We start from the raw sequence: 18259 nt of genomic DNA on the forward strand, positions 1-18259 counted from the left end.
TGAGCCTTCTCCCCACATTTTTAAAACAAATCGCCAATATCCTGGCTGTAGGCTTTGACCACTTTTTCACCCATGCTTTTGAACTGCTGGATCATGCCGACCAGTTTCTGTGCATACTTAGGATCGGTCGCATACCCCGCGGCCTGCAACGCCTGTGCGCCCTGCTCGGGTGAAGATGCGGTGGTCACTGCGGCGTAGCGCGGGTTGTTACTCAACAGTTTGACGTAGTCGTTCAGGGCATCGAAGTAGGAGTCATAAACGCGGAATTTCTGCTTTACCTTCTTCGCCTCACCGTTTTCGAATTCGGTGGTCATGATATCGGTGGTCTTGCCCTGCCAGCTGCCCGTGGCTTTAATGCCGAAGACGTTATAGCTCGGCTTACCGTCGCGGGTGAGGATCTGACGCTGACCCCAGCCGGATTCCAGCGCAGCCTGCGCAAGGATCAGGTGATGAGGAATACCGCTTTGCTCACTCGCTGCCTGCGCCGGTTTCGACAGCATGGCGATAAAGTCACCGTTATCTCCCGACAGCGGCATCTCATGGGAAGAGAAACGCGGCACCGCCTTGCGGACAATCTGCTCCATTGCAATCGGCGGTAACGTGTTAATAAAGCTCTTATCCAGCGGCATGGGCACCGTACCCGCTTTTTCATTCAGCGGCTTCTGGCCTTCCATCTGTTTAACAATGAGATCTGCCAGACCGAGGCCTTTCGCCCCGATCTGCTGGCCAATCTGCTGATCGTACATGGAGGTATAAAGCCGCGTCTGTTCGCTGCTCATCAGGCCATCCTGAGGCAGCGCCTGGCGCATACTTTTCAACATCATCTGTACAAACATCCCTTCGACCTGTTTGGCCACTTCCCGCGCATGGGCTTTCGGATCGTTGCCCGCCAGGCGTTTCAGGTTGTTTAGCGAGCGGCTGTCATACGCCGCGCTGGTCAGAGACTGGCTGTGGTCGGTCATCAGATAATTTCCAGTTTTGCGTGCAGACAGCCTGCGCTTTCCATGGACTGCAGAATCGACATCAGGTCGATAGGCGTTGCGCCCAGCGCGTTAAGCGCCCGCACTACGCTGTTCAGGTTGGCGCTGGCATTGACGGTCTGTAACGCCCCACCGCTCTGACGCAGATCGATCTGAGTCTGTGGTGTCACCACCGTCTGACCGCCGCCAAACGGCGTATCCGGCTGGCTGACGTTTTGCGTCTGGTTCACGGTAACTGACAGGCTGCCCTGCGCGATGGCGCACTGTGTCAGCATCACCTCACGGTTCATCACTACCGAGCCGGTGCGTGAGTTGATGATCACTTTGGCATCCTGGATCGGCACCGAAACGTCAATGTTCTGAATATCTGCCAGCAGGCGCACCTGAGAAGTGCTGTTCGCTGACGAGCGGATTTGCACGGTGCGGCCGTCAACGGCCTGGGCCATACCGTAACCGCCCCGGCTGTTAATGGCGTCGCTGATGCGCTGCGCCATGCTGAAATCTTCCTGATTGAGGTAGAGACTGACCACGTTGCTGGTGCCGAAGTTGTTCGGCAGCTCACGCTCAATGGTGGCACCGCCGGTGATCCGCCCGCCGTTGACCTGGTTCACCTGCACACTGCTGCCGCCGGCGGCCGCACTGGCCCCGCCGATCAGAATATTCCCCTGCGCCAGCGCATACACCTGGTTATCCACCCCTTTCAACGGTGTCATCAGCAGCGTACCGCCGCGCAGACTTTTGGCGTTCCCCATGGAGGACACCACGACGTCCAGCACCTGGCCCTGACGGCCAAACGCCGGCAGCTTGGCAGTGACCATCACTGCCGCCACGTTTTTCAGCTGCATATTGGTGCCGGTCGGCACGGTGATCCCCAACTGCGAAAGCATGTTACTCAGGCTCTGCGTGGTAAACGGCGTCTGCGTCGTCTGGTCACCGGTGCCATCCAGCCCCACCACCAGGCCGTAGCCGATAAGGGAGTTATCGCGCACGCCGCCCACCGTCGTGAGATCGCGAATACGATCGGCCTGAGCCAGGGTGCTGAACCCCACCATCAGCAGCAGGGCAAATCGAATCAGTACATTACGCATTAAAACCTCTTACATCGGTGATATGTTCAGGAAGAACCGCTGCAGCCAGCCCATATTCTGCGCTTCATTGATATAGCCGTTACCGACGTATTCAATGCGGGCATCGGCCACCTGAGTAGAAACAACGCTGTTGCTGGCGCTAATCGTGCGGGGGTTAACCACGCCGGAGAAGCGGATAAACTCTGTTCCCTGATTAATCTCAATCTGTTTCTCACCGACCACATTCAGGTTGCCGTTCGGCAGGACCTGATTAACGGTAACGGTGATGGTGCCGGTGAAGGTGTTGTTCGCCGAAGCGCCCCCTTTGCCAGAAAAATCATTTTTGCCTTCCCCGGCGAAGGTGGCTTTGTCGCCGCCCAGCAGTCCGACCAGGGCACGCGGTGTGGCAGACAGCCCAAAGCTACTGCTGCCATCACGTCCGGCATTGGCTGAAGAACTCTTACTCGCGCTGACATTTTCCTGCAGCGTGATGGTTAACGTGTCGCCAATATTACGCGGGCGTCGATCCTCAAACAGCGGCTGATAGCCGTAGTTCATCGGCATCACGCCCTGAAAAATAGAGCCGTTGACCAACGCAGGCGAAGCAGGCATCGGCTGGGCCGTTGTCGAACCTTCCACCAGTGGCTTACGGGGAACTAACGCACAACCGTTAAGCGTTAGCAGCAGCGTGGCCACTAACAAACGTCCAGGCAATGAGATCTGCTGCGCCATGGATATAAACCTTTCATTACGAGAATATTTTATTAACGGGCCGGGCAAGCCCGGCACCTGTAACGGTCAGACAGGCCGTTTTACACTTACAGCTGAGTCAGCTTCGCCAGCATCTGGTCAGACGTACTGACCGCCTTACTGTTAATTTCGTAAGCGCGCTGAGTCTGGATCATGCTGACCAGCTCTTCCGCTACGTTAACGTTCGACGTTTCAACGTATCCCTGATACAGCGTACCTGCGCCGTTATTGCCCGGGTTACTCTCCGTCGGAGCACCCGAGGCCTGCGTTTCCTGGTAAAGGTTCTCACCCATACTTTCCAGACCGGCGTCATTGATAAAAGTACTCAGCGTCAGCTGGCCTACCTGTACCGGGTTGGTCTGCCCCTGCTGCGTAACGCTCACCACACCGTCACGGCTGACCGTCATGCTAAGGGCATTCGGGGGAATGGTGATGGCAGGCTGTACCGGGAAACCGCTGTTGGTCACCAGCTGGCCATTCTGATCGGTCTGGAATGAGCCATCACGGGTATAGGCGGTCGTTCCATCCGGCATCTGCACCGAGAAGAAGCCCTGACCACTGATCGCCACATCTTTCGATGAGTCCGTCTGCGACAGGTTGCCCTGATTGTGCAGACGTTCGGTAGAAACCGGACGGACACCCGTACCAATCTGTAAACCTGAAGGCAGCGTTGTCTGTTCTGACGACTGAGCCCCTGGCTGACGCATGGTCTGGTACATCAGGTCTTCAAACACCGCGCGCTGACGTTTAAAGCCGTTGGTGCTGACGTTTGCCAGGTTGTTGGCAATAACGTCCATGTTGGTCTGCTGGGCGTCAAGGCCGGTTTTGGCAATCCATAAAGAACGGATCATGTGTTATTCCTCTGGTCAGCTCATTGACAGCAGCTGGTTGGCTCTTTGTTCGTTTTCATCGACGCTGGAAATGACTTTCATCTGCATCTCGAAACGACGGGCGTTGGCGATCATATCGACCATGGTCTGCGTGGTACTGACGTTGCTGCCTTCCAGCACGCCCGGCATCACTTTCATCGTCGGGTCGTTGGCCAGGGTGGCACCACGCTGTGCCACTGCGCTGGCGGAGACGCGGAACATGCCGTCATCGCCACGCGTCAGCTCGCTGCCGGTCGCCTGCACCAGCTTGAGCCTGCCCAGCTGCACCGTCGCGTTCGGGGCATCACCCGGATTCAGCGCGGTAATCGAACCGTCAGCCGCGATGGTGAGTTCAGCGCCCTGCGGCACCGCAATCGGCCCACCGTCGCCCATCACCACGTTGCCCTGTACGGTAAGCTGCCCGGCCGGGCTGACTTCCATATTACCGTTGCGGGTGTAGGCTTCGGTGCCGTCGGCAGTCTGCACTGCCAGCCAGCCGTCTCCCTGCATCGCCACGTCCAGCGCACGCTCGGTGTAATCCAGCGCGCCCTGCGTCATATCTACTCCCGGCGTTGACGCCGTGACCAGCGTACGGGTGGGCAGTGACAGGCCTTCCACCGGAACCGCACGCGCAGCGCTGAGCTGCGCACGGAAGCCCGGTGTGGCGGCGTTGGCCAGGTTGGCCGCCGTCACTGCCTGCTGATCGAGGGTCTGACTGGCAGCCCCCATTGCGGTATAGATTGCGTGATCCATTGGACTCCCCTGTTAACCGTATTAACGCAGGTTGACCAGCGTGTTAAGGATCTGGTCCTGAGTTTTGATGGTCTGCGCGTTTGACTGATAGTTACGCTGCGCGACGATCATGTTCACCAGCTCTTTACTCAGATCAACGTTCGAAGACTCCAGCGCACCGGCGGTCAGCGTACCGAGGTTACCGGTACCGGCGATGCCGGTCAGCGCCTGACCAGATGAAGAGGTGGCAGACCACACGTTGTCACCTTCCGACTTCAGGCCTTCCGGGTTAGCGAAGTTAGCCAGCACGATCTGACCCAGCACCTGAGTCTGTTCGTTGGAATAGGTCCCGACCAGCGTGCCATCATCATTGATCTGATAGCTGGTCAGTTCGCCAGGCTTATAGCCATTCTGAACCGGGTTACCAAAGGTGGTGGTGCCGTTGTTCTGCTGCAGGCTGCCGGTGATATCCACAGTCAGATTGGTCGGGCCTGCTGAACCGTTCAGGGAGCCCATGGTGAAGCCGACCAGACCGCTTGCCGGGGTAGTCAGGTTACCGCTGGTATCAAACTCCAGATTGGTTGGCGTGCCCGTGGTTCCGGTTGACGAATCTACCGGTGTAACCGTCCACTTGTTATCTGCTGTCTTGTTAAAGTACAGGTTGATAATGTGTGTGTTACCCAGTGAGTCAAACGTGGTCATCGCTGACTTGGCGTTAGATGTCGTAGGATCATCAATTTTCAAATCAGCAACAGGCTTAATGGTGTCCGTAGAGTTCAGGTTAGCCGTCATCGATGTCGTTGTGGTGGCTTTAGCCGACATGCCGCCGGTGGGTACACTCAGGCCTACCGGGTTAGCACCGGTCTGGATAGTTGGCGGTGTGCCGGTGGCCGGATAGCCGGTCAGCTGCAGACCCTGCATGTTGACGATATTACGATCGGCGTCGAGGGTGAACTGGCCGTTACGGCTGTAGTACACGGCACCGCTGGCATCCGCCATGCGGAAGAAGCCCTGCTGGCTGATCGCCACATCAAGACCACGGCTGGTGGTGGTGGTGGTACCGTCGTTAAAGTCCTGCACCACGGCCGCAACCTTGGTACCCAGACCGACTTTTGATCCGGCAAACATATCGGCAAACGCGACGGTGCTGGATTTAAAACCCGCTGTCGCGGAGTTGGAGATGTTGTTACCAATAACGTCGAGGTTGCTCGATGCTGCGTTTAAGCCGCTGACTGCCTGTGAAAAGCCCATGTTGTCACTCCTGAAGCATAAATTAGTGGATTAAATAATCTGACGTATGTTATCCAGGGTGGTCGTACCCATGGTGCCAAGGTCAAGTACTGCGCCTTTTGAGCCGCTACTGACGCCGCTCACCAATGCATAGTTCAGCGGCTGTGCCACCAGCTGGCCAGTAGCATTGCTGGCGCTGATGGAAACGGTATATTTGCCGTCGGCGGCGGCGGTGCCATCCGCGGCTTTACCATCCCACTGGAAGGTATGCACGCCAGCGGTCTGTGCGCCGAGGTCAATGGTCTGGATCACGGCACCGCCAGCATCTTTAATGGTGGCGGTCGTCGAGGTTGAGGCCTGCCCCAGTTCCACACCAAATGGCGTGGTGGTGGTTTTACCGACCAGAATTTGTGACCCGTTGACCATCACACCGTGACCGATCAGCGTCGACGCCTGTAAAGACTGACCGGAAGTAATCTGGCCGGAGATCGAACCGAGGGTAGTGTTCAGCTTCTCAATCCCGCTCAGGGTGTTGATCTGCGCCAGCTGCGAGGTCAGCTGGCTGTTGTCCATCGGGTTCGTCGGGTCCTGGTTCTGCAGCTGGGTTACCAGCAGCGTCAGGAAGTTACTCTGTAAGTCCGCCGCTGACGTATCAGAAGAAGACGAAGAAGACTGCAGCGTGGTGGTAGCCTGCTTCTCATTTACACCAACAGCAATACTCATCGGGAAGCTCCTTATTGACCCATGGTTAAGGTTTTCAACATCATTTGTTTAACGGTGTTTAAAACCTCGACATTGGCCTGATAACTGCGCGAGGCCGACATGGTGTTCACCGTTTCACCCACAACATCCACATTGGGCATTTTTACGTAGCCTTTGGCATCTGCCATCGGGTTACCGGGTTCATAGACCAGACGCGCCGGGGCCGGATCGTCGATCACCTGAGCCACTTTGACGCCACCGGTAGGCGAACCCGGTGCCGCGTCGGTTTGAAACACGACCTGCTTCGCCACGTAGGGCTGACCGTCCGGCCCGGTGACGCTGTCGGCGTTGGCCAGGTTACTGGCGCTGACGTTAAGACGCTGTGATTGTGCAGCCATTGCCGAACCGGCAATATTAAAAATATTCAAAAGTGCCATGCGTTATTGCCCCTGTAGCACAGACATCATGCCCTTAATCTGACTGCTGATAGCCATCAAATCCGTCTGATATTTCAGACTGTTATCGGCAAACTCTGTGCGTTCGCGGTCCATATCTACCGTGTTACCGTCCAGCGCAGGCTGGTCAGGAACGCGGTACATCAGATCCATCGAAGGCGGTTGAAGATTTTCTGCAGGAATATGGCGTGCCGACGTCACCGCCAGCGACAGACCGGAACCCTGCGCGCGCCCCTGTTCCAGCACTTTGTTCATCTGGCTGGCGAAATCGATATCGCGTGCCTGATAGCCTGGCGTGTCAGCGTTAGCGATATTGGATGCCAGGATTTCCTGTCGCTGTGCACGCAGGTTCAGGGCTTCGGTATTAAACCGTAGTGCTGCGTCCAGTTTGTCGAGCATGCGTCCTCCGCAAGTGAGAATTTAGAGCTGACAGCATAATCGCCGGGGGGAAAGGGCTATCGTTTGAATAGCGCTAAAAAGCGTCGCTAATTTGCGCCTTGACAATATGTGCGGAGGGGTAGAATCAGTGCCAGGTTGATTAAGAGGAAGCCCTGATGCGAGGAATGACAAGACTGCTGGCCGTTTTACTGGTTCTGATAAGCGCCTCTGCCAGTGCTGCTGACCTTAACGCACAGCTCAATGAATTTTTCAAAAACCGCTATGGGCAAAGCGGACAGGCTGCCGATAACATGACCGTAGTGGTGAAAACGCCACAGCGGATGTGGCCCGCCTGTGAACAGCCGAAGTTCTCCCTGCCCGGCAATAGCCGCATGTGGGGCAATATCAGCGTCGCGGCCAACTGCGAACAGAATCGCCGTTATATCCAGGTCCAGGTTCAGGTTACCGGTACTTATCTGGTCGCCACCCGCCAGGTCTTACGGGGTGCCACCATCAGCGCGGATGATATGCGCCTGGAACAGGGTCGGCTGGATACCCTCCCCGCCCGTACGGTAATGAAAGCGGAGGAGGCAGTCGGTGCCATCGCCCTGCGTGACATCACGCCAGGACAGCCCGTGACCCAGATGATGATGCGCCAGCCATGGCGGGTGAAGGCCGGTCAGACGGTCACCATCACCGCCAGCGGTGATGGTTTTAACATCAGCAGCGAGGGTAAGGCGATGAACAATGCCGCCGCCCTGCAGACGGTCAGAGTACGAATGAATTCAGGACAGATTGTGATGGGTAAGGTCGACGCTAATGGGAATATTCTGATAACGCTATAAACCACTAAAGTAGGCCTCAGTTCTGCCGATAGTGTTAATAACGGCCATTTTACTATTAGAATATTGAACATCAGACCCGCATGTCTGAGTTAACAGGAGCGCATATGAGCATCGACAGAACCCAGCCACTGAAACCAGCAAGTACCGTTCAGCAACGTGACACCAATGATGTTGCCCAGCCGAAAGCCCGTGCGGCAGAAAGTAAAGCTGCGGCCACGCCAAACGGTACTCAGGTTGTCCTCAGCGGTGCCCAGTCACAGCTGACCAAAGCCAGCGCACAGGACATTAATACTGTTCGTGTGGAAGAGCTGAAGAACGCAATTCGCAACGGCGAACTGAAGATGGACACCGGCAAAATTGCCGACGCGCTGATTCAGGAAGCTAAAGACTCACTGCAAGGTAATTAACCCATGGATAAGCTGCAAAACGCCCTTGATAAAATGCTTGAAGTTCTGTCATCGCTGGCCGATGTCATGAATGCAGAGCAGGAACAGCTCTCAGCAGGTCAGGTTAACAGCAGCTTATTACAGCGAATTACCGAGGATAAAAGCTCTTTACTGGCTACCCTCAACTTCCTGGAAGAGATGCGTCGTGACGCGGAAAAAGCCAGTGGAACCCATGTGCCCTATAGCCGGCACCCCGAACTGGCGCGTCGCTGGTCATCTATTCAGGATCAGACGGTAAAACTGCGTGATACCAATCTACACAACGGTATGCTGCTCAATCATCAAATCAGTCATAACGAGCATGCGTTGCAGGTACTGAAGCCTTATCAGTCACAAAAATTTTATGGCCCTGACGGTCATGCGGTAACCAGCGCTCCGGTCAGCCGCAAAGCCTGAGTCTCCGTCAGCCATTGTCAGACTTTACCCTGCAGCGCTTTTGCGCTGCGGGGTTTTTCTGTTCACACCGCCGAACGGCGGGAGAAGTGTGCCGGGCGGAACCCCAGTAGCGCCAGCACGGCAAAATAGACACCGCCGCCCACCGCGCAGACTGCCGCCAGTCGCAGCAGGCGCGACAGCATATTGCCGGTCGCCCAGTCTGGCATCAGCAGCATCATGCCCACTAACGCCGCAGCCATCATCACCACGGCAACGACCAGACGGACGAGGAAGCTGAACCAGCCCGGCTGTGGCTGGAAAATATCCTGTTTACGCAACTGCCAGTAAAGCAGTGCCGCATTGAGGCAGGCCGCCAGACCGATCGACAGCGACAGCCCCGCATGTTTTAGCGGGCCAATAAAGGCAAGGTTCATCAGCTGAGTGGCGGCCAGCGTGAACAGCGCAATTTTCACCGGGGTTTTAATGTTCTGACGGGAATAGAAGCCCGGTGCCAGCACTTTCACGACAATCAGCCCCATCAACCCGACCGAATAGGCCACCAGCGCGCGCTGGGTCATTGCCGCATCGAACGCGCTGAATTTACCGTACTGGAACAGCGACACGGTCAGCGGCTTTGCCAGGATACCCAGCGCGACGGCGCTGGGCAGCGCCAGCAGGAAGCAGAGCCGCAGCCCCCAGTCCATCAGCCGGGAATACTCATCCTGATTACCGCTGGCAAAGCTTTTTGCCAGTGACGGCAGCAGGATAGTACCGAGCGCGACGCCCAGCACCCCGGATGGAAATTCCATCAGACGGTCGGCGTAGTACATCCAGGAGACGGAGCCTGACACCAGGAAAGAGGCAAAGATGGTGTTGATGATCAGGGAAATCTGACTGACTGACACGCCGAGGATCGCCGGGCCCATCTGACGCATCACGCGCCATACGCCGGCATCCTTCAGATTCAGACGCGGCAGCACCAGCATGCCGATTTTCTTCAGGTGCGGGAGCTGATAGCCCAGCTGTAACACCCCGCCTGCCACCACCGCCCAGGCCAGCGCCATGATCGGCGGATGGAAGTACGGTGCGGCAAAGACGGCAAAGCCGATCATGCTGACGTTTAGCAGCGTAGGGGCAAAGGCCGGCACGGAGAAGCGGTTCCAGGTATTGAGGATCGCCCCCGCCAGCGACGCCAGCGAAATCAGCAAAATATAGGGAAATGTGACGCGCAGCAGTGAGGAGGTCAGGGCAAACTTATCGGGCGTGTCCGCAAAGCCCGGAGCGGTGATCAGGATCACCCACGGGGCGGCGAACATCCCCGCGACAGTGACAATCGCCAGCGCCAGCGTCAGCAGTCCGGAAACATAGGCCACAAACACTTTTGTCGCTTCTTCACCCTGCTTACTTTTGTACTCCGCAAGGATAGGCACAAAGGCCTGAGAAAAAGCCCCTTCCGCAAAAATACGACGCAACAGGTTGGGCAGCTTAAAGGCGATAAAGAAGGCATCCGTCGCCATGCCTGCGCCGAATACGCGCGCGACGATGGCATCACGCGCAAAACCCAGCACGCGTGAAAACAGGGTCATGGAGCTGACCGCCGCCAGTGATTTCAACAGGTTCATGTATATCCTGATTCAGGTATCCGGGAAGACCGGCTTGCAACAAGAGAGGTCCGGTGAGATCCGGTCCGTTTAGGGTGTGGATAGTCTACTGAAGTGAAAGGAAATAACCACTGCGGATTGTTACGGGTTTTATCCTGTCTGCGCCGGCCTGCATCGTCATTGAAAAGGGCTGACCACAAAAGAAGGTCAGCCCCTACAGCCGCCTATTCCCGCTCGGCGTCACGCCACAGTTTTTCCACCATACGCTGGGCGATTAACGCCTGTTCTCCGCTGGTTTGCGGCATTGTCTGATTTTCCACACAGCGGATAAAATGGTGCGCTGCGCCGACAAAACCGCGCTGCTCCAGGGTGGTCTGCCAGCCGGGGGTTGGATCCACGCTGATCATCCCCGCTTTCTCCTGCTGCCAGTCGCGCATCTCGCTAACCTGATAGACGGCACCGTCATCGATTGCCATCACCCGCTCGGTCTGGCTCCCTGCACGGCGATGCATACTGGTGGTCACCTGGATGTTACCGGCGTTAAAATGGTGTTCGGCATACAGCATCTGCCCGCTGTCATTTGTCTGCAGCGTCCCACTCAGGAGCCGCCCCTCCCCACCCGCCAGCCACAACGCACTGTCGACCACGTGCAGGTAATCATCCAGCAGCGTGAAGAACAGATCCTGTGGGCCGACGCTGTCGCTGCGGTGCTTATCCATGCGGATAGCAGCAGGCTGCACCAGTGCCTCTTTCAGTTGGAGGTAGCGCGGTGCAAAGCGGCGGTTAAACGCCACCATCAGCTTACGCCCGCGCCTGTCAGCCAGTTCCACCAGCCGCTCGGCCTCGCTCAGGGTGGCCGCAAGCGGTTTGTCCACGCAGACATCCACACCGGCACGCAGCAGGCGATCCACAATGGCATAGTGGCTGGCGGTAGAGCTGTGAACGAATACTGCGTCGCTGGCCGCAGCCAGGTCGTCGAGGGTCGCCAGCAGCGGAATACGATAGCTGTCGCAGATCGGCCGCGCCTTTGCCTGATTTGGTGAAAAAGCCCCGGCAATTTGCCAGCCGTCGGTGCGGGCCAGCACCGGCAGCCAGGCCTTCTGCGCTATCCCTCCCAGCCCGACGATACCGACTTTCAGTCCGCTCATTCCGCCCCCTGTGCGTTCAGTAACCGGTCAATCTGCTGCTGTAAAGACGCGACCTGCTGTTCGAGGGTGTCGACGCGCGCTTCCAGCCCTCCATCCGTTTCAATGCCGGGGCTGGCGGTCAGTGTCTGTTCCTCCACGTCACCGCTGAACAGGTGCCTGTAGCGGCTTTCACGCTTGCCCGGTTCACGAGCCAGTCTGACCACCAGCGGCCCCTCTTCGCGCTGCACCAGATGCTCCAGTACCTGCTCCACTTCCCCCACATCGGCAAAGTCATACATCCGCGTACTGCGGGTACGCAGCTCACCCGGCGTCTGGGCCCCACGCAGCAGCAGGGTGGCAATCACCGCGACCTGCGCCGGAGAAAATTTAAGCTGGCCGAACTCAGAATTACAGAAACGCTGCTCATACTTCACTACCCGGCTGCCAACGCCGCTGAGGGCCGTCAGCTGATGTTTTTTAACCAGCAGATCGAGCGTATTCTGCACTTCGCTCTCGCTCAGGGACATGACCGGTTCACGGTTCGACTTTTGATTACAGGCGGTGACCACGCCGTTCAGCGACATCGGGTACTGGTCCGGCGTGGTGACCTGTTTTTCCAGCAGGCAGCCGATCACCCGCGCTTCAGTGGCGGTTAAGGGCGTTTTGATCATCAGGGTTATACTCCACGCCGTTCCGGCGTCCATTCATGGGAGGTCAGCGCCGTCAGGACATGGTCCTGCCAGCGGCCATCAATCATCAGGTAATCTTTGGCATAGCCTTCTTTTTCAAAGCCGAGGCGGGCCAGTAATCCGCCGCTGCGCTGATTGTGCGGCATATAATTGGCCATAATACGATGCATTCGCTGCTGGCGCTGCATATAGCGAATGGCACTTTGCAGCGCTTCGAACATCATGCCCTGCCCCTGCCATTTCTCGCCCAGTGAATAGCCGAGATAGCAGGCGTGAAACGAGCCGCGCAGCACGTTGCTGAAGTTCGCCACGCCGCGGATCTCATTCTCATCCGGGTCCATGACGGCAAAGTAGAAGGCACTGCCCTGTTTCTGCATTTCCATTATCAGACCCAGCCGTGCCTGCCAGCCGGAAGGATAGCAGTGGCTTTCGTCACGGACCGGCTCCCAGGGCTTCAGGAAAGCGCGATTTTCAGCATAGTAATCAGCCAGTCTCCAGGCATCACGCTCATTGACCAGACGGACAACCAGACGATCGGTAGTCAGGTGCACTTTCGGCACGGCAGTACGGTAGCCAAACATCTTATCTCCTGAAATCTCTGGCCAAAATAACATTCTTCAACGGGAGCCACCGGCAGTAAACAGCACGGAATTCCTGTTGCTTCACTATAACCGCCATCGCGAACCCGGGTAAAATAGTGCCGGATAAAAAATCGCGAAATTGACGATAAAACCGTGAAAATCCGGTGTGAATTTGCCCTATGCCGTGTTCTCTTCCATACTTCTTTAATACATTCAGGTAATTGATGGATTTTTCATCGTTATCACGACTAAGGGGAACCGATTGAAACTTTATATCTACGATCACTGCCCGTTCTGCGTTAAAGCCCGTATGATCTTCGGTCTGAAAAATCTCCCGGTTGAGCTCATCGTTATGATGAACGATGACGAAGCCACGCCAAACCGGCTGATCGGCCAGAAAATGGCCCCCATCCTGATGAAAGACGACGGCAGCTGTATGCCGGAAAGCCTGGATATCGTGCAGTATATTGATCGGCTGGACGGAGAGCCGCTGCTGACCGGGAAAACCAATCCGGCCATTACAGACTGGCTGCGTCATGTTCATAGCTATGTGAATAAGCTGCTCTATCCGCGCGTGGCGGAAGCCCCCTTTGCTGAATTCTCAACGCCGGAAGCCCGTACCTATTTCAAAAACAAGAAGCAGGCGGTCGCCGGTGACTTTGCCGAACTGCGTGAGCACTCCGCAGGCTGGATCAAAAATATCAATGACGACCTGCGTAAGCTCGATAAGCTGATTGTGAAACCCAATGCTGTGAACGGTGAACTGTCGCTGGACGATATTCATCTGTTCCCTCTGCTGCGCTCGCTGACGCTGGTTGCCGGCGTCGAATACCCAAGCCGCGTGGCCGACTACCGTGACAATATGGCTAAACAGACTCAGGTTACTCTGCTCTCCTCTTCTGCCTCCTGACCTGCCGGGCCGTCGTATGGCGGCCCGACACATCCCGTTGTCATTTCCTGCGGTTTCTCTCAGCGTTGTCCTGGTGACGAACCGGCCTGAGTGGTGCATGCTATTCCCCTGCTCCGGCGGGATCGTCCGGTGATTAAAAACAGAGGAACAACATGAAAAAAACACTTTTTGGCCTTGGCGCTTTACTGTTAGCGGGTTTGGTCAGTGGCTGCAATCAGATCGCCCAGTACAGCATCAGCGAACAGGAAATTAACCAGGCGCTGGTTAAGCATAATAATTATGAAAAAAATATTGGTGTCGCCGGTCTCGCCGACGCGCACATTACGCTGAAGGATCTCGCCAGCCAGATAGGCCGTGAAGAGCCGAATAAAATCACGCTGACCGGTAAAGCAGATGTGAATATCAGCTCCCTGTTTGGCCCGCAGCAGGCGCAGATGACGCTGAAAATGAAAGCGCAGCCGGTTTTCAACCAGCAGGAAGGGGCCATTTATCTGAAAGACATGGAGCTGGTCGATGTCACGGTGCAGCCGAAGAAGATGGAAGGCGTGCTGAAAACGCTGACCCCGTACCTTAATGAGTCGCTGAAAAATTACTTTAATCAAAAACCGGCTTATGTCCTGAGCACTGACCGCAGCAAGGCGGAGTCGCTGGCGAAACGCTTTGCCAAAGGGCTGGAAGTGAAACCGGGCGAACTGGTAATCCCCTTCACCGACTGATCGACAAAACGGTACGGGCAAGCCCGTACCGTTTTTTCCCCCCCTTCGCATAAACCTGGTGCATTCCCCGCGCTTTATCCCTATCCTTAGTACCCGGCCAAAACCTGCCTTTTTCCTTTCTGCCGGAGCATATCGCATGACCACACAACCTCAGCAACTGATTATTCGCCGCCCTGACGACTGGCATATCCATCTGCGTGACGGGGAGATGCTGGAGGCGGTCGTGCCCTTTACCAGTGAAGTCTGTGGTCGCGCCATCGTGATGCCTAATCTGGTGCCGCCGGTCAGTAGCGTGGCCGCCGCCCGCGCCTATCGCGAACGAATTCAGGCCGCTGTCCCTGCCGGCCATCATTTCACTCCGTTGATGACCTGCTATCTGACCGACGGTCTCGACCCGGACGAAATTGAGACCGGCTTCAGTGAAGGGGTCTTTACCGCCGCGAAGCTCTATCCAGCGCACGCCACGACCAACTCCGCACACGGTGTCACCAGCATTACCGCTATTGCCCCGGTGCTGGAACGCATGCAGAAAATCGGCATGCCGCTGCTCATCCACGGTGAAGTGACTGATGCGCACATTGATATCTTTGACCGTGAGGCCCGGTTTATTGAGACGGTTCTGCATCCGCTGCGCCTGCAGTTCCCGGAGCTGAAAGTGGTCTGCGAGCATATCACCACCAAAGAAGCGGCCGCTTACGTGCTGGAAGGCAATCGTTTCCTCGGCGCAACCATCACCCCACAGCACCTGATGTTCAACCGTAACCACATGCTGGTCGGTGGTATTCGTCCGCACCTTTACTGTCTGCCGATCCTGAAGCGCAATATCCACCAGCAGGCGCTGCGCGATGCGGTTGCCAGCGGGCATGAACGTTTCTTCCTCGGTACCGATACCGCCCCCCACACACGCGACCGTAAAGAAACCAGCTGCGGCTGTGCCGGCGTGTTTAACGCCCCGTCCATGCTGGCCGCTTATGCCACCGTCTTTGAAGAGATTGGGGCGCTGGCCCACTTTGAGGCGTTCTGCGCTGAAAACGGGCCGCGCTTCTACGGGCTGCCGCTGAATGAAGGTACCGTGACGCTGGTACGCCAGCCCTGGACCGTGGCCGACGCGGTCCCGGTTGGCGATGACGGCCATACGCTGGTGCCGTTCCTGGCGGGCGAAACGCTGAACTGGCGGGTTGTGGTTTAGTTTTTGCCAGACAGATGCCGCTATCTGCAGGCGGCAGGGGGCCCGCATTTTCGGTTACTCCCCGGTCCCCGGTAAAAAGGATTGCACCCGGCTGAATTACTGTATATATTTACAGTAATTCAACCGGAGGCTATCATGCGTATTGAAGTCACTGTAGCAAAAACCACCTCGCTGCCTGCGGGTGCCATTGATGCACTCACGCAGGAACTCAGCAAAAGAATCGACAAACAGTTTCCTGACGGCAGCAATACCATTTCTGTACGCTACGCCGGTGCCAACAACCTGACGGTGATGGGCGGCGGAAAAGAAGCCAAAGATCAGATCAGCGATATTTTGCAGGAAACCTGGGAAAGTGCTGACGACTGGTTTATATCCTGAATAATCCGCATTGCCGCTGCGGTTGCGGCGACTCCCTCTGCGGCCTGAAGCAGAATGGATAAATAACGATTGTGCCATTTTCGCCGGATACGCTATCCGGCTTTTTTACGTCTTTTTTTTGCTGAAGAACACCGATAGACGCAACGGGTAGAATATCTTATTCTGAGCCTGACATTAATTACTGAGGTTTTTCTTATGGCTGCCGATAATCCAGAAGAGGCGATGACGTTTGGTGAGCTACTGGCCATGATTGGCGAACAGCAACGCCGTCTGACAGTATTAGAAAATGCCTTTTCCACCCTCTCCTTTTGCCTTGATGATAAAGCTAATCAACTGTTAATTCACAGTTTAAAGCTGGAGGGGCAGAACCAGAATCGTGATGAACAGTTGCAAAAACATTTCATCCGTCTGGCCGGGGAACTGGAAAAACGTTCAGGGGTGTTGCCCTCCTCTCCGGATGCACTCTCTACCCCAGAAATATGAGTGCATTTTCACAGCCGAATTAATCGCGCCGTCCCCTGCAGGGTGATTATTTTTCGCCCTGCTGAGGTTTAATTACCGGATGAATAGCGCCGTTTTTTTAAACAGCGCGAGATTTACATCGGCGAACAAAAAAAGTCCTGTTATAATTAGAACGCTCTAAGAAAAAAAACGCATTGAACCTCGATAAATCACTTCGTTGCCATCATTCACGAGTAATAAGGGGGTTATAATGGACAGAAACAAAGAGGTCATCCAGACACATCCCCTCATCGGATGGGATATCAGTACCGTAGACAGCTATGATGCCATGATGATCCGTTTACACTCGCTCTCTTCTGACCAGCAACAGGCGGAAGATGCAGAAGTCGGTCAGACCTACTGGCTGACCACGGACGTGGCAAGGCAATTTATCTCCATCCTTGAAGCTGGCATTGCCAAGATAGAAGCGACTGAATACCAGGATCGTGACTACAAAAAGCACTAATCTGTGACGGAACGATGTTTCTCAGAGGCACCCAACAGGGTGCCTTTTTCATGTCCGCAATAATTTGGTATTCTGCTGCAATTGCTTGATTAACTGAGGCTGATGCGATGGTTTACGATTTAATTGTGGTGGGCAGTGGTTCCGTCGGCGCGGCTGCGGGATGGTATGCGACCCAGGCCGGTCTGAAAGTGCTGATGATCGATCGTCACCATCCCCCGCACCGCGAAGGCAGTCATCACGGTGAAAGTCGGCTGATCCGCCATGCCTACGGCGAAGGGGCGCGCTACGTGCCGATGGTGCTTCGTGCCCAGCAGCTGTGGGATCAGCTGGAGCAGCAAAGCGGCGAGCGGGTGATGCAGCGCAGCGGGGTACTGAATCTGGCTCCCCAGTCCTCTGAATTTATTCAAAATGTCATCCAGAGTGCAGAGCAGTTTGCGCTCAACGTGCAGATCCTCAACGAAGTGGAAATCAGCCAGCGCTGGCCACAGATCAGCGTCCCCGACGGCTATGTTGGCGTGTTTGAACCTCAGTCCGGTTATCTGAAGTCGGAAATTGCCGTGAAAAGCTGGATCCGCCTGGCGAAAGAGGCGGGCTGTGCGCAGCTGTTTAACTGCGGCGTGACGCAGATTGATACGGTAGAGGGACTGCAGGCGGTTACCACGCCGGACGGTGTTTATCGCGCTCGCAAGCTGCTGATCAGCGCCGGAACCTGGGTGAAAAGCCTCTATCCTGCCCTGCCGGTCACCCCGGTGCGTAAAGTCTTCGCCTGGCATCAGGCCGACGGGCGCTACAGCGAGAATAATCAATTCCCGGCGTTTACCGTTGAGATGCAGGATGGGATCCACTATTACGGTTTTCCCGCTGATAATAACGCCATCAAAATCGGCCGGCATGAAGGCGGGCAGCCGATCGATTCGCCGGAAGGGCGTAAACCCTTTGGCAGCGTGGCGGAAGACGGCAGTGAGCTGTTCAACTTTATGCGCACCTTCCTGCCCGGCGTTGGCGTCTGCCTGCGCGGTGAGGCCTGTACCTATGATAATTCGCCGGACGAAGATTTCATTATTGATACCTTCCCCGGTGAACCTGACCGGATGCTGATCACCGGGCTGAGCGGTCACGGATTCAAATTTGCCAGCGTACTGGGAGAGATTGCCGCGCAGTTTGCTCAGGGAAAAAGCAGCGAGTTTGATTTAACCCCCTTCTCGCTGACGCGCTTTCGATAGCCACAGACAGGATGAAAAAAAGGGCTCCCGACGGGAGCCCTTTTGCTTT

At 56.1% G+C, this 18259-nt stretch carries 23 protein-coding genes; 10 read left to right on the forward strand and 13 right to left on the reverse strand.

All coding sequences use genetic code 11. The features are described from left to right. Positions 1–20: 20 nt before the first annotated feature. The 9 genes from flgJ to flgB form a co-directional block, all read right to left on the reverse strand. Complete coding sequence (flgJ, locus tag IFU29_RS06305; protein WP_062743740.1) at positions 21–962, reverse strand: flagellar assembly peptidoglycan hydrolase FlgJ; 942 nt, start codon at positions 960–962, stop codon at positions 21–23. Beyond that, positions 962–2068 (reverse strand): flagellar basal body P-ring protein FlgI, encoded by a 1107-nt coding sequence (locus IFU29_RS06310; protein WP_062743741.1) that lies wholly within the window; start codon positions 2066–2068, stop codon positions 962–964. Before IFU29_RS06310 ends, flgJ begins: the two co-directional genes overlap by 1 nt. A gap of 9 nt (positions 2069–2077) precedes the next feature. Then, on the reverse strand, positions 2078–2779 hold the full coding sequence (locus tag IFU29_RS06315; RefSeq protein ID WP_062743742.1) for a flagellar basal body L-ring protein FlgH: 702 nt from the start codon (positions 2777–2779) through the stop codon (positions 2078–2080). A gap of 86 nt (positions 2780–2865) precedes the next feature. Beyond that, positions 2866–3648 (reverse strand): flagellar basal-body rod protein FlgG, encoded by a 783-nt coding sequence (gene flgG, locus IFU29_RS06320; RefSeq protein WP_191933186.1) that lies wholly within the window; start codon positions 3646–3648, stop codon positions 2866–2868. A 15-nt stretch (positions 3649–3663) separates the two neighbouring features. Beyond that, the gene (locus IFU29_RS06325; RefSeq protein ID WP_191933187.1) at positions 3664–4419 is read right to left on the reverse strand and encodes a flagellar basal body rod protein FlgF; all 756 of its coding nucleotides are present in this window, start codon (positions 4417–4419) and stop codon (positions 3664–3666) included. Between the two features lie 21 nt (positions 4420–4440). Further along, positions 4441–5649: a flagellar hook protein FlgE gene (flgE, locus tag IFU29_RS06330; protein ID WP_191933188.1), complete on the reverse strand. Its 1209-nt coding sequence runs from the start codon at positions 5647–5649 to the stop codon at positions 4441–4443. Between the two features lie 30 nt (positions 5650–5679). Further along, positions 5680–6351 (reverse strand): flagellar hook assembly protein FlgD, encoded by a 672-nt coding sequence (gene flgD, locus IFU29_RS06335; protein ID WP_062743746.1) that lies wholly within the window; start codon positions 6349–6351, stop codon positions 5680–5682. A gap of 11 nt (positions 6352–6362) precedes the next feature. Beyond that, positions 6363–6767: a flagellar basal body rod protein FlgC gene (flgC, locus tag IFU29_RS06340; protein WP_062743747.1), complete on the reverse strand. Its 405-nt coding sequence runs from the start codon at positions 6765–6767 to the stop codon at positions 6363–6365. Positions 6768–6770: 3 nt separating this feature from the next. Continuing rightward, entirely contained in the window at positions 6771–7184 is a 414-nt protein-coding gene (gene flgB, locus IFU29_RS06345) for a flagellar basal body rod protein FlgB (RefSeq protein WP_154750752.1), read from the reverse strand. Between the two features lie 155 nt (positions 7185–7339). Here flgB and flgA point away from each other — a divergent pair, with 155 nt between their 5' ends. The 3 genes from flgA to flgN all read left to right on the forward strand — a co-directional run bounded on the left by flgA (position 7340) and on the right by flgN (position 8850). Next, the gene (gene flgA / locus IFU29_RS06350; protein WP_191933189.1) at positions 7340–8008 is read left to right on the forward strand and encodes a flagellar basal body P-ring formation chaperone FlgA; all 669 of its coding nucleotides are present in this window, start codon (positions 7340–7342) and stop codon (positions 8006–8008) included. 104 nt (positions 8009–8112) lie between these two features. Beyond that, a complete protein-coding gene (gene flgM / locus IFU29_RS06355; RefSeq protein ID WP_191933190.1) occupies positions 8113–8415 on the forward strand; it encodes a flagellar biosynthesis anti-sigma factor FlgM in 303 nt (100 codons plus the stop codon). A gap of 3 nt (positions 8416–8418) precedes the next feature. After that, a complete protein-coding gene (gene flgN, locus IFU29_RS06360) occupies positions 8419–8850 on the forward strand; it encodes a flagellar export chaperone FlgN (protein WP_191933191.1) in 432 nt (143 codons plus the stop codon). 62 nt (positions 8851–8912) lie between these two features. On the opposite strand, the gene murJ is transcribed toward flgN, so the two are convergent. The 4 genes from murJ to rimJ form a co-directional block, all read right to left on the reverse strand. Next, positions 8913–10451, reverse strand: a complete 1539-nt coding sequence (murJ, locus tag IFU29_RS06365) for a murein biosynthesis integral membrane protein MurJ (protein ID WP_191933192.1) — start codon at positions 10449–10451, stop codon at positions 8913–8915. A gap of 203 nt (positions 10452–10654) precedes the next feature. Continuing rightward, positions 10655–11578 carry a Gfo/Idh/MocA family protein gene (locus tag IFU29_RS06370; protein WP_191933193.1) on the reverse strand — a complete coding sequence of 308 codons (924 nt, stop codon included), beginning with the start codon at positions 11576–11578 and terminating at the stop codon, positions 10655–10657. After that, positions 11575–12225 carry a DUF480 domain-containing protein gene (locus IFU29_RS06375; protein ID WP_191933643.1) on the reverse strand — a complete coding sequence of 217 codons (651 nt, stop codon included), beginning with the start codon at positions 12223–12225 and terminating at the stop codon, positions 11575–11577. Before IFU29_RS06375 ends, IFU29_RS06370 begins: the two co-directional genes overlap by 4 nt. A gap of 8 nt (positions 12226–12233) precedes the next feature. Continuing rightward, positions 12234–12827: a ribosomal protein S5-alanine N-acetyltransferase gene (gene rimJ / locus IFU29_RS06380; RefSeq protein ID WP_191933194.1), complete on the reverse strand. Its 594-nt coding sequence runs from the start codon at positions 12825–12827 to the stop codon at positions 12234–12236. Positions 12828–13089: 262 nt separating this feature from the next. On the opposite strand from rimJ, the gene grxB reads away from it, so the two are divergent. From grxB to solA, 7 genes are all read left to right on the forward strand, one after another. Continuing rightward, the gene (gene grxB / locus IFU29_RS06385; RefSeq protein WP_191933195.1) at positions 13090–13737 is read left to right on the forward strand and encodes a glutaredoxin 2; all 648 of its coding nucleotides are present in this window, start codon (positions 13090–13092) and stop codon (positions 13735–13737) included. Between the two features lie 152 nt (positions 13738–13889). Next, positions 13890–14453 carry a lipoprotein gene (locus tag IFU29_RS06390; RefSeq protein WP_191933196.1) on the forward strand — a complete coding sequence of 188 codons (564 nt, stop codon included), beginning with the start codon at positions 13890–13892 and terminating at the stop codon, positions 14451–14453. A 136-nt stretch (positions 14454–14589) separates the two neighbouring features. Beyond that, on the forward strand, positions 14590–15642 hold the full coding sequence (pyrC, locus tag IFU29_RS06395) for a dihydroorotase (RefSeq protein WP_191933197.1): 1053 nt from the start codon (positions 14590–14592) through the stop codon (positions 15640–15642). A 135-nt stretch (positions 15643–15777) separates the two neighbouring features. Then, on the forward strand, positions 15778–16020 hold the full coding sequence (gene dinI / locus IFU29_RS06400; RefSeq protein ID WP_062743759.1) for a DNA damage-inducible protein I: 243 nt from the start codon (positions 15778–15780) through the stop codon (positions 16018–16020). Positions 16021–16215: 195 nt separating this feature from the next. Further along, complete coding sequence (locus tag IFU29_RS06405) at positions 16216–16503, forward strand: hypothetical protein (protein ID WP_191933198.1); 288 nt, start codon at positions 16216–16218, stop codon at positions 16501–16503. A 229-nt stretch (positions 16504–16732) separates the two neighbouring features. Then, positions 16733–16987: a biofilm formation regulator BssS gene (gene bssS / locus IFU29_RS06410; protein WP_062743761.1), complete on the forward strand. Its 255-nt coding sequence runs from the start codon at positions 16733–16735 to the stop codon at positions 16985–16987. 107 nt (positions 16988–17094) lie between these two features. Then, positions 17095–18210: an N-methyl-L-tryptophan oxidase gene (gene solA / locus IFU29_RS06415; protein ID WP_191933199.1), complete on the forward strand. Its 1116-nt coding sequence runs from the start codon at positions 17095–17097 to the stop codon at positions 18208–18210. Positions 18211–18259: the final 49 nt, after the last annotated feature.

Origin of the sequence: Erwinia persicina (assembly GCF_014838825.1) — a bacterium.
Lineage (GTDB): Bacteria > Pseudomonadota > Gammaproteobacteria > Enterobacterales > Enterobacteriaceae > Erwinia > Erwinia persicina_A.